6 protein-coding genes are annotated in these 12,135 nt (G+C 46.2%); 4 read left to right on the top strand and 2 right to left on the bottom strand.

The window, feature by feature from the left end; genetic code table 11:
- Positions 1 to 181: 181 nt before the first annotated feature.
- From DYADSP32_RS13930 to DYADSP32_RS13915, 4 genes are all read left to right on the top strand, one after another.
- Positions 182 to 3,739 carry a PVC-type heme-binding CxxCH protein gene (locus DYADSP32_RS13930; RefSeq protein WP_149242167.1) on the top strand — a complete coding sequence of 1,186 codons (3,558 nt, stop codon included), beginning with the start codon at positions 182 to 184 and terminating at the stop codon, positions 3,737 to 3,739.
- A gap of 88 nt (positions 3,740 to 3,827) precedes the next feature.
- Positions 3,828 to 5,825: a hypothetical protein gene (locus DYADSP32_RS13925; protein WP_149242168.1), complete on the top strand. Its 1,998-nt coding sequence runs from the start codon at positions 3,828 to 3,830 to the stop codon at positions 5,823 to 5,825.
- A 124-nt stretch (positions 5,826 to 5,949) separates the two neighbouring features.
- Positions 5,950 to 7,155, top strand: a complete 1,206-nt coding sequence (locus tag DYADSP32_RS13920; RefSeq protein WP_149242169.1) for an FG-GAP repeat domain-containing protein — start codon at positions 5,950 to 5,952, stop codon at positions 7,153 to 7,155.
- 69 nt (positions 7,156 to 7,224) lie between these two features.
- Positions 7,225 to 7,599, top strand: a complete 375-nt coding sequence (locus DYADSP32_RS13915; RefSeq protein ID WP_149242171.1) for a hypothetical protein — start codon at positions 7,225 to 7,227, stop codon at positions 7,597 to 7,599.
- A gap of 138 nt (positions 7,600 to 7,737) precedes the next feature.
- Here DYADSP32_RS13915 and DYADSP32_RS13910 read toward each other — a convergent pair whose 3' ends face one another.
- Positions 7,738 to 9,267 carry a malate:quinone oxidoreductase gene (locus DYADSP32_RS13910; RefSeq protein WP_149242172.1) on the bottom strand — a complete coding sequence of 510 codons (1,530 nt, stop codon included), beginning with the start codon at positions 9,265 to 9,267 and terminating at the stop codon, positions 7,738 to 7,740.
- A gap of 263 nt (positions 9,268 to 9,530) precedes the next feature.
- On the bottom strand, positions 9,531 to 11,567 hold the full coding sequence (locus tag DYADSP32_RS13905; RefSeq protein ID WP_149242173.1) for a T9SS type A sorting domain-containing protein: 2,037 nt from the start codon (positions 11,565 to 11,567) through the stop codon (positions 9,531 to 9,533).
- Positions 11,568 to 12,135 lie beyond the last annotated feature (568 nt).

Below are 12,135 nucleotides of genomic sequence, written 5' to 3'. Positions count from 1 at the left end.
GTTGATAAATAGCTGTCCTTATTACGCCACGGAGTATAATATGTCGTTTTTCGCTCGTGAAATACGGTCAAAGGCCTATGACCTGTCCAAATTTTATTAGTAGAATTAGCCATTCCCGTTGTTTGATTGAAAACTTACTAAGTGCTTTGGTCTAAATACCTTGTCTGCCCTGCTTGATTCCATGAAACCACGATTTGACCTGAGAGGCAAAGCAATCGCGCTTTGTACCACTACTTTTTTGCTATATGCACAAGGCTGTAGTGTTCCCAAACCTACCACTGGAGGCCAGGCAGTTTTGCCGGCCAAAGACGTGTATGCCGAGCATGTCCGAACCAGTAAATACCAGACTCCGGAGGAAGAACGTCTCAGTTTTAAGTTGCCGCCCGGATTCGAAGTGACGCTCTTTGCGTCAGAGCCGGACATCATTAAACCCATGAACATGGAGTTTGACGACCGAGGCCGGCTGTGGGTTACCCAGTCGGGTGAGTATCCGATGGCGGCAGGTAAAGGTGACGGAAAGGACCGTATTACCATTTTGGAGGATAAAAATGGTGACGGTAAAGCAGATACCTTTACCCATTTTGACGACAACCTCAATATTCCAATTGGCGTCATGCCGGTGTCGGATGGAGCCATTGCTTACAGCATTCCCAATCTATACTATTTCAAAGATGCAAATCAGGATGGGAAAGCGGATAGCAAAAAAGTACTCCTTGGGCCGTTTGGCCATAAGGACACGCACGGCATGGTGAATAATATTATGAGAGGCTATGATGGTTGGCTCCACATTTGTCATGGTTTTTCCAATACTTCCACGGTGGCTGGTACGGACGGCGATTCGATCACCATGGTGTCGGGCAATACGTTTCGTGTGAAAATGGACGGCAGCCATGTGGAGCAAACCACCTTTGGCAGAGTGAACCCATTTGGCTATGCCTACGATGAAAAGGGCTTTCTTTATTCTGTCGACTGTCATACCAAGCCCATTGCACAATTAATTTCCGGGGGCGATTATCCTCACTTTGGTAGAAAAGCCCCGGATGGATTAGGCTTCGCACCTGAAATGATGAGCTATGACCTCGCTTCAACTGCGCTGGCTGGCCTGGTTTATTATACCGGAAATCAGTTTCCTGAAAAATATCAAAAGAGCTTTTTTACGGGCGATGTAGTAACCTGTCGTATTGATCGGAACACCATTTCGTTCAATGGCTCTTCACCGGTTTCAAAAAAGGAGGAACCATTTCTAGTGAGTGAAGATCCCTGGTTCAGGCCGGTGGACGTGAAGTTGGGGCCTGATGGCTCTCTTTATGTAGCCGATTTTTACAACCGGATCATCGGGCATTATGAAGTGCCGCTGAATCATCCGGGCAGAGACCGGGTGAGCGGAAGAATCTGGAAGATCACTTATAAAGGTGATCAGGGTGACAAGCCAATGACTATAACCGACTGGTCCAAATCAACCCTGTCGCAGTTGATCGCCGGGCTGAAACATCCGCAATTGAATACACGTCTTAAAGTGGCAGATCGGATCGTGGATTCCTGGCAACGGAAAGCCATTCAGCCCATAACGGATGTTTTGGCATCGGCCCAAACAGACGCAACTACCTATGTGCATGCTTTATGGATTCTGCATCGGCTGGATGCGTTGCCGGAATCAGTGCTCAATCGGGCATTAAGTCACAATGATGCCACAATCAAGGTGCATGCTTTTCGTGTACTGACGGAGATAAAGAAAATTTCCGAGGACCAGTACCCGATCGTGATCAGCGCGTTGAAGGCAAAGGATCCTTTTGTACAAAGGACTGCAGCCGAAGTCTTAAATCAAAACCCCAGGGCATCGAATCTTTCGCCACTGATGGCTCTCTATGATGAAACACCGAAGGAAGACTCTCATCTGAAATATACCGCTTTGCTTGCGGTACGTAACAATCTTAGGAATCGGAGTGTCATGTGGAGGGTTCCGGGGTTGAAATGGAGCGATAGGGAACTTGAAATATTGTCCCGGGTTTTGGTTGATGTGCCGGCATCGGCAGGGGCGTCATTTGTTTTGGATTACCTGTTACATCACACGGTTCCAGCCTCCGACCTGCTCATTAAACTGGAATATATCGGGCGATACGCAGCACCTTATCAAATGGATCAGGTGGTGGAACTGGTCACTAAAAAGTTTGGAGATGATTACGATATGCAAATGTCTCTCTACAATTCCTTTAAGAGAGGTATCGCGCAAAACGGGGCAATGGCTTCAACGAAAATGAGGGATTGGGGTTTGGCACTGGCAAAACATTATCTGGATAATATTTCAGAAAATACGGATGTCTGGAAAAGCCGTCCGATTTTGAGATCGAGTGAAAGTGTAGGCCCATGGATGGTTTCCGATGGATTCCTGACAGACATAATGCCTGCTTTCCGGCTGATTTATAGCGAAAAAAAGGGTTACGCTCCCAAGGAAGTACTTTATTCTGTTTCATTCCAACTCCCTGCGAGTTTAAAAATGAATATTTTTGACAATGATATTTACAGAAGTGAATTAAAAAAGGGAGTTTCCCGGAATGTTGTCAGAATTCGTCTTGCCGGATCCAATAAAATAGTTGCCGAAAGGCGGGTAAATCAGGTCGAACCCGCACAGCAGAAAGACCTGATCCAGAATGTTACCTTTGATCTAAGTGCTTTCAAGGGGGAAAGCGGATATCTGGAAGCGGTCGACAGTTCGCAGACGGGATCCATTGGGATTGGTCAATTTGAACCGGCCATCCTTGAAATCCCCTCAAAAAGTCCTTCTGAGATTGCCGAACTACGCTCCCAGGCTGCCCAGATAGCGGGCGACTTCAGGGATTCATCCCTGCAGCCTGTGCTTACAAAAGTGGCAAGCGCGCGCTGGATGGATAACAATACACGGGCAGCAGCTTCCAACGCATTGATTAATATTGACCCAAAAGGAAATTCGGAGATTGTGGGTGCTATATTCAGTAGCCGGGACGAGGCTGCTGGCCTGAGAGAGAAACTAGCTTTAATTCTTGGACAGGCATCTTCTTCCAAGGTTTTTGCATTACTCCAAAAGGGCTTTGCCGGTAGTGCATTCTCGGTTCAGACTGCCATTGCCTCGGTTCTTTCCAATTCGCAGGAGGGAATAGATTACCTGCTGAGTGCATTGAAAGGAGAAGAAGTAAATGCCAATGTGTTTTCAGAGGTGCGTGTGAAGGAACGACTTGCCACTAATATCAGCGTAAGTCAGCAAAAGATGCTTGATGGGCTTACCGAAGGCGGTGCCAGTGAAAGGGAAGAGAGACAAAAGCTGATTGACTCAAGAATTGCCGGTCACAGGCTTCAGACCAATTCCGTAGCCGTTGGAAAATCGATCTTTGTTCAGAATTGTGGGTCCTGTCATCAGATCGCTGCAGTTGGCGGTTTGATAGGTCCGCAGCTTGATGGAATCGGGAACTGGGGCATCAAAGCCCTTACGGAAAAGATTCTTGATCCAAACCGGAACATCTCCGAATCATTCAGGAATTACAATATCACCCTCAAGAATGGGAAATTACTTTCCGGTCTTTACCGCAGAACAGAGGGCGAAACGATGGTCTTCGCTGACCCAACCGGCCAGGAGTTTTCCGTTGTCAGGAATGACATGAAGGAATTCAAGCCTTCGCAATATACCCTTATGCCGGATCAGTTCAGGACGGTAATACCTGAAAAGGATTTTTATGCGCTGATGGAGTATTTGCTGAGTGTGAAATAAAAGACCAGGATGCCAGCCGTATTTGGCCGATTTATTCCAAAAAGAAAATGAGGCGCATATAGACCATTACCCCGTAATCTAAACTTTCATGCTTTTAACAAGGGTGTCGAGACGGAAATTTATCAGATCCGCAACCATTACCGGGTTATTCCTGCCACTTGTCAATCAACTTAGAGCCCATCCGCAAACGGTTTCCAGGGTACCGGTACGTGATTTTGCCGAAGCCCGGTGGAGAAATGAATGGCTCCAGCATGCGGTGTTGGGAGGGCCCTCTTTTGATTCTTTTGAACGGATTCCGGGCAATCCGATCTGGCGGGGCAGCCCTCCCTTGGAATGGCCTGTCAACGGATTTTTGTTTATTGATCCGGTAAGCACCGATCTGTTTGTATACATTGGCGCCTATACCAAAGGTTATATCAGCAAGCCTTCCAGCTGTATTGGCATGAGGTCAAGGGACAAAGGGAAAACCTGGGAACATTTGGGTACCATTCTGGCGCCAGATCCTTTGCTTTTTGACAAAGGCGGCCACACCCCCGATGTTTGTGTGGTTTATGAAAAAACGGATTCAAATGACCGGTCCCCGGGGGTATATCACATGATTTATGATTGGGGTGAAGCTGATTTCAACAAAGAGGGAGGTATTGGGTACGCCAGGGCCAGCAAACCGGAAGGGCCGTGGATACGTGATCCCAATCCCATTACCAGAAACACCACGCTTCCTTTGATGAAGGGACGTTACAGGCGAACCTATGCCGCTACGTTGATTAAAAGAAAAAATGACTGGCTTATCACCGGAATGATGGACGATGCACCGCATTCCTGGACATTGTTTGTGATGACCGCCGCCAGGCCCGAGGGACCGTATTCAGAAAGGAAATTGGTACGGGACGTGAGAGCAAATTATTACCACCCGCCACTTCTGGAATTTTTTCCTTCATTTGCCCATGACGGTTATTTGTATGCTCCGGCGACGAGTGTGGCGCGTAACCGTAATTATGGTGTACTGTTTCGGGTGCCATTGGAGAAGGCAACGGACGAGAGTAAATGGGAATTGTACCAGGATGGTTCGCTGTGGCATGCTGATGACAAAGAATCGGAATATGAAGGGCTTTGGGGGCAAACTTTCTCAGGGCAGGTTGATGCTAAAAATGTGCTATGGGCGATGTTTCCCTCTCGTGATTCTGACAACCTGGGAACAATCCATGTTGCCAAGCGCTATTGGGATAAGCCATTCAGAGAAAGGGGGTTTGTTTTAAACGCTCATTCCGGACCGGCACTTACACTGATCCGGTCAGCCTATGGTGCCTTTGAGATGGAGGTTCGTGTAAAACTGAATGGAACCGCCCGATTGATCTGGGACTATGAAGGCACACTTGGTCCGGAAAATGCCACTTCCGACAGCCTTGTAGGTAAAGGTGCGGATTGCGCCTACAGCGCCCTTGAAATTTCTGACAAACGATGGGAAATCATAAGCTTTGATGTAAAGGGAAAACGCAGACTGGAAGTAGGAGAGCAGTGGGTATCAGAAGCAGACCGCCGCTTCATGCTTCGCCGAAACGAAGTTGGCAATATCCTTCTCAGGATAGATGATGATATTGCGTGGCGTGGCTCACTCGGCAATGTGCAGGGAAAGGCAAAAGTTTCTCAGATAGGATGGTGGCTTGAGCCTCGAACACACCTTGAGGTATTAGAATTTAAGATTTCTGGGTCTGCATCCCCTGCAAAGTTTTGGTTTGACGCCACGGATGCCTTGCTTGGAGCGGGTGAAAGGGCAGCTGAATGGAAGGAATATACCGAAGGTTTCAGGTCGGCTAAGGGCTATTTAACAGTAAAAAAAGAGCATATGGCAAAATGGAATGTTCGCGGTCGCCGTTTTACACTGTGGAGTCCCAAAGGACCGGAATTCGGATCCGTAGAGTTGTTGATAAACGGAGTACCCAAAGCGAAAATAAACCTCAATGCCAGGAAACTCACCCCGTCCAAAGCGCTATGGGTGAGTGACTTTTTCCCGGAAGGGGGGTATGCGATTATTTTAAAACCCAGTCGGGGAGCGATGGTGGTGGATTGTCTGGAGGTAGAGCAGTGAGGATTCCGATTTTGGAAATGCACACATGAAACCAGTTTCACAGATTGATAATATGAATTGAATAAGTATTCACGCCTGGGTATGATCTTATAAGTGTTAACTAAACCAAAAACTTTGGATCGTAATGATTGATATAAAAAATAGTTTTAAATTTTTTCTGGCCATTCAGGTAATTCTTTTGGTACCCATCATGAGTGAGGGGCAAAGTAAAAATCAAAAGGTCCGTACGGTTAAGTTTGTGAAAAAGGATCTTACCAACCGATTTATCGCCGAAGGTGCGGCCATGGGTGATGTGAACAAGGATGGTAAAAAGGATGTCCTTTCTGGAGCCTATTGGTTTGAAGCGCCCTCCTGGACAGCCCACGAGTTGGCCAAACCGGATTCATTTATTGTAAATGGAAGTTACAGTAATTCTTTCCTCGATTTTGCTATGGATGTCAATCAAGATGGGTGGATAGACCTGATCCGGATAGACTGGCCTGGGAAAGCTGCTGTATGGCATGAAAATCCGAAAAACAAACCCGGACATTGGGCGCAACACATGATCCATTCTTCTGTCGGAAATGAATCTCCGATGCTGGTGGACATGGACGGCGACGGGAGACTGGACCTTTTGTGTAATGATCCCACGGCGCTGAAGGTAATTTGGTTGAAATCACCTTCAAAGAAGGGTGATACCGCATGGGAAAAGTATATAATTAGTAATGATGAAAAGCAATCGACGCACAAGTATTCGCATGGTCTTGGATACGGAGATGTCAATGGCGACGGAAGAAAGGATGTTCTTGTGAAAAACGGCTGGTGGGAAGGCCCCAAAGGTGGCGCAGGAAAAGCACCCAAGGACAAGGATTGGACTTTCCATGCGGCAGATCTTGGCCAGGATTGCTCTCAGATGTACGTCATGGACCTCAACGGAGATGGTCTCAATGATGTCATCAGCGCATCGGCCCATAATTACGGCATTTGGTGGCATGAGCAGGGCAAAGATGCCCAGGGCAACGCAACCTGGACACATCATGAAATTGATAAATCATTTTCACAAAGTCACGGAATGGCCTTGAAAGACATCAATGGCGACGGAAATCCGGATCTGATCACGGGAAAGCGCTTCTGGGCGCACAATGGAAATGATCCGGGTGAACGCGAACCTGCCGTTCTATATTGGTACGAATACAAACCAGGTAAAACACCAACCTGGATCCGTCACGAAATTGACAATGACTCTGGGGTAGGCCTGCACGTAACTGTGGAGGATATCAACGGCGATGGTCTTCCGGACATCGTTACCGGTAACAAAAAGGGGGTTCATTTGTTTACACACCAGAAATAAGTAATCTTTATTCAATTCATTTAAGACAAAAATTCGTTTCTTTCGTTAACCAACTAAATGTCCATTACAATGAATAAAAATTATCACTTTATCGCACTTTTTGCCATTTGTCTGTTTTCCATTGCCGCTGGTTCCAGGATTACCAAAGATGAAATTTTGGGATCATGGAAATACAAAGTAACCAGTGTTCCACCGGAATACGAAAACGGCATCATGAGTTTTGAGCAACGCGATGATAAGATGCTTGGATTTATAGGTTCCACCGAGAACAAGATGCCGATGAGGGATCTTGTCATCAAAGAGAAGATGATCTCATTTAAATTGCAGATTGAATCGAGCGAAATCGTCGTAAACCTTATTCAGACAGGGGATAAAATGTCGGGGAATGTTATTACTGAGGATGGTAAATTCCCAATCGTAGCAGAAAAACAGGTAACGAAGTAATTTTTTTCGGATCCCAATCCGCAGATTTCCGTGACTTAATATGAGGTAGTCGACCCGGAAAGATTGGGGCGGAACACCAGTAAATGAAGAAGCCGCCTGTAGTGCTACAAGGCGGCTTCACTATTAATAAAAGCTGTGCTAAACGGAGATCAGCTCTTCCAGTTCAGTAGGAATTAATTGTAAAATACCCGATGTTCTGTTCCTCGTTTCAAGAGCCAGCTTGGCGTCTTTTGATAAGGATTGGCCAAAGGATGGTATCAACTTTTTAAATTCGTTTTTCCATTCCTCGGACTGCGCTTGCTTTCCGAAACAGCGATGGATGAGATCGATCATAATCGAAACTGACGTGGAAGCACCCGGAGAGGCACCAAGCAGGGCTGCAATCGATCCATCGGAAGAAGTTACCATTTCTGTTCCAAATTCAAGAACACCACCTTCTTTTTTATCCTTCTTGATCACCTGTACCCGTTGTCCAGCCGTTTCCAGGCGCCAGTCGCTCATTTTTGCCAAAGGCATATAGTCACTTAAAGCTTCAATACGGTCTTCGGGCGATTGCCTAACCTGGTCTATGAGATATTTGGTGAGCGGAATGTTATGGATACCGGCAGAAATCATCGGTTTTATATTATTCAGCTTGATCGACAATGGAAGGTCCATATAGGATCCATTCTTCAAAAATTTAGTTGAAAAACCAGCGTAGGGGCCGAATAGCAACGCTTTTTTGCCATCAATGATGCGCGTGTCAAGATGAGGGACCGACATAGGCGGCGATCCTACCGCAGCTTTCCCATATACCTTAGCCTGGTGTTTCTCCACGATTTCAGGATTGTTGCACACGAGCCACTGACCGCTAACCGGGAATCCTCCAAAGCCTTTACCCTCCGGTATTCCTGACTTTTCCAGTAGGGGAAGAGAACCACCTCCTGCTCCTATAAATACAAATTTGGTTTGAATGTTTTTGACTTGTTTGTATTCCCTGTCCTTGACCTCAATAATCCAGGATCCGTCATTTTGATGTTTGAAATCTTCCACCTCGTGATTCAGATGAAGTTCCACACCTTCCTGTGCTTCCAGAAATTTAAACATGGATTTGGTCAGTGCTCCAAAATTAACATCCGTACCCAGTTCCATCTTTGTGGCGGCCACGGTTTCCTGCGGATCCCTCCCTTCCATGATCAACGGAATCCAGTTTTCGATTTCAGATGGATCCTCCGAATACTGCATCCCTTTGAATAAATGGTGGCTGGTAAGCGTTTCAAAGCGGGTTCTTAAATATTCCACATTGTCTTTGCCCCACACAAAACTCATGTGCGGGATGTGGTGAATAAAATTGTCGGGATCATCAATAATATGCTCTTCGACCAATGATGCCCAGAATTCCTTGGAGACTTCAAACGATTCGGCAATTTTGATTGCTTTGGATACATCAACTGATCCATCCTCCTTTTGAGGTGTGTAGTTCAGTTCACAGAATGCCGAATGCCCTGTTCCTGCGTTGTTCCATGCATCCGAACTTTCGGCCGTGACGCGGTCTAGTCGCTCAAATATGGAAATGGTGAACTTGGGGTTTAATTTTTTAAGTAAAACACCCAGGGTAGCACTCATTATACCGGCACCGATCAATACGATATCAGATGTAGACTCTTGTGGTTTTTTTGAATATAGCATAAACTCGTTACTTTACTAAAGTTTTATAGCGCGGAAAAATCCAAATAATAAGGTTATAACAACATCCTGGCGAATATTCGTTTCCCAAATAGTGCAATTAGAAAAAAAATTGTTCTAAACCTGAATATCTCTTTTTTGGGGCCAATAAAAACATTGTTAGATTCAATTTTCCTTTAAAAGAACATCATCTTTCCCAAAAAGAAAGGGCAGCCAGGAAATTCCGGACCGCCCTTCGGTGGGTTCGTTAGAAATCGGAGTGGTTCTTATCGAATGATCTTGAATATCTCTTCATTGACCTTTACCATGTAGAGTCCTGGATTAAACCCGCTCATATCCAGAATGAAAACCTGACCGCCAGGATTCGAACTATGTACGATTTTTCCACTAATGTGAATGACCTCAATCCGGTTTAACCTGCTTTGTGACAGAACAGTCAATTTGTCAACTACCGGATTTGGATAAACTTTAACTGCCGTGAAACCTTCTTGTCTCACATGTACCATACGACTGTAACTGTATTTTCCATCTAAGTCTACTTGTTTGAGGCGATAGTAGCGGTTTTCTGAAACAGTGCCTTCATCCTGATAGCTGTATGCTTTGTTCAGATTGGAATTACCCACTGCATTGACAGCCCCAATTTTTTCAAAAAATTTGGCATCCCGGCTTTTCTCGATTTCATAATGGGATGCGTTGTTTTCGGAGGAAGTTTCCCACCTAAGCAAAGTCTGATTGTTTTCCGCGGGCTCACCCGTAAAGTAGGTCAAGGTTACAGGTAGGGGCGTGGCACCCGAAACGAAAAGTTTTGGTGAAAAAACCGTGTTTTTGTAAGCATCAACAACCTTAAGTTGATACGTTCCGGCGGTAGATGTTGCCCATTGGGAAGCATGATCGAAATATTGGTTACAATTATCAGGCAGGAACCAGTTGTACTGAGGTTGCGGCGCAGGAGTGGGCGCAGTAAATGTCACGCTTGCACTTCCAGACGCTTGTGATGCCACCACATGGGTTGGCGGGGTGGCAGGGTAAGGGGTTGATTCACTCAGGAAAGCAGGTGTCACCTTATCAGCCCAAAAGCCCGCTAAATGTACCAGACCGGAGACCTCGTTCGGATCAGCAGACGGAAATACGTCTCCTCTGAAATGGATTTCATCCTTCCTGTATTTCAAGGAATAAAATGGGTCGGTATCTGGCCCCTGGAAAACTCCGGGATAGGCACCATCGTTATCAATAATTTCGTTTTGGGCCCCAATTACGTTGGCGGAAACGGTAGTCTGCCGGGCAGGATCATTAACGGGGAAGTCAAAACGGGACGCCCTGGCTACCATCCAGGCCAGATTGTTTTTGGCAGATCGCTTACGGCTGGCCTGAATCACGTCCCACAACATGGTCACATATCTGTTTTTCCAGTAGGTGTCACCAAGGTTCTCATTCTGCGCATTGCTACGTTGTTCTATATAATTGTCGGACTCTCCCTGGTGCCACAACACGGCCCGAACGCCAAGCTGATTGATGTAATTGTTCAATGCCACCCGAAGATGTCCAAAAGGTTGTCCCTGAGGGAATACGTACCCCCATGGACCGGCCGTGGTACCTAGCGAATCCAGGGCAGTTTGTTGCCAGTTTTCAATACCTGTACTGGACCAGCCGGCATTAAAGATCATAACCGGCACACGATACTTCTCATAAATTTTGTCACCAAAGGCTGCCCAGCACCATGCATAATTCCCGAATGGAGCGGTTTTGACTTCTTTTTTCAGATGTACGTATTCAGGGCAGGGTAACTGGAGGTTGACGTATGGTGCAATGCTGGGTGTGGCGTCGGGATTATAATTCTGAAAGTTTACACTATTAACCTGATCATGGGCGGCGTCGGGGCCATTGGCATTTCCGTCCCCTCCTGTTGCGTTGGACTGCCCTGCAACCACAAATACTTCCCCAACACCTACCGGTTCTGCCAATGTGGCTAGCTTGGGGCTTTGGCCATTCCTTTTTCCTTGTACTTCAAGCTTATACCAGCCGCCCTTCACCGTGACCGAACCATAGTAATTTCCCCCGGCCATCTGTTGAATAACCTGCCAGCCTGTGTCAACACCTTCACCGTCGACTATTGGCGTGAACCTGGCCTCGATACTGGTAAAGGCCTCGGTGTAATATCCTCCCACGTACATCACGGCCTCGTTGCTGGCGTTGCGTTGAAACACGGCCCGTTTGGCCGGAAAGGTGATTTGTATCTGCGCAAGGCTGATCTGATGGATGAATAGTGTAGCGATAAAAATAAGAGAACATAGATTTTTGTTCATAGAGCAGTTAAAGTGTAAAAATAGTTGAGGAATTTAAGTACGAACATCCTGATGTTCCTGTTGAGTCCATTGAATACGACGACGCTGCGATTGATTTGTCACAAACAATGGTGGTGTCGATTCTAACGAGGGGCAAAAGTAAGGGTTAAATTGTTTATTGACTCTTACTAGGGTAGCAATTTATCCAAAGGCGGGTGAACCCTGAGAACCTATATACCCAAAGGTGACTTTTGTGAACCAAGTAAGGCCTTGACTTCAAAACTTAACCACTCCCCAGGTTCACCTAAGATTGACCCAGCAGGTTCCGATTTCCGGATGATTGTTCCTTCCGCCGGCGTGCAGAGGTACTATTTGAGATGCGACTTGACAGGGATTTTCTGAAACCCAGGACTGCCTATGCCGGCTGCATTTAAGAATTTTATCCTGAATTGATCTAAAAAACAAATCTTAACGTATAGTGTAAATGAATGATCAGAATCAATTTACAGCGCTGTTTCTGAGGCTTTGAGCGCTGACAACCAGCCCAATGTTTACCATCAGACTTGAAGCGAAATGTTATTTAATGTAA

This window comes from Dyadobacter sp. 32, from assembly GCF_902506755.1.
In the GTDB taxonomy this organism is placed as follows: domain Bacteria; phylum Bacteroidota; class Bacteroidia; order Cytophagales; family Spirosomataceae; genus Dyadobacter.
Note: the sequence above shows the minus strand (reverse complement) of the source record. Positions and strands in the feature narration are given on the sequence as shown.

Coding starts and splice junctions, on each gene's coding strand:
- DYADSP32_RS13930 (WP_149242167.1), top strand. CDS start 182: ATGAAACCACGATTTGACCTGAGAGGCAAAGCAATCGCGCTTTGTACC.
- DYADSP32_RS13925 (WP_149242168.1), top strand. CDS start 3,828: ATGCTTTTAACAAGGGTGTCGAGACGGAAATTTATCAGATCCGCAACC.
- DYADSP32_RS13920 (WP_149242169.1), top strand. CDS start 5,950: ATGATTGATATAAAAAATAGTTTTAAATTTTTTCTGGCCATTCAGGTA.
- DYADSP32_RS13915 (WP_149242171.1), top strand. CDS start 7,225: ATGAATAAAAATTATCACTTTATCGCACTTTTTGCCATTTGTCTGTTT.
- DYADSP32_RS13910 (WP_149242172.1), bottom strand. CDS start 9,267: ATGCTATATTCAAAAAAACCACAAGAGTCTACATCTGATATCGTATTG.
- DYADSP32_RS13905 (WP_149242173.1), bottom strand. CDS start 11,567: ATGAACAAAAATCTATGTTCTCTTATTTTTATCGCTACACTATTCATC.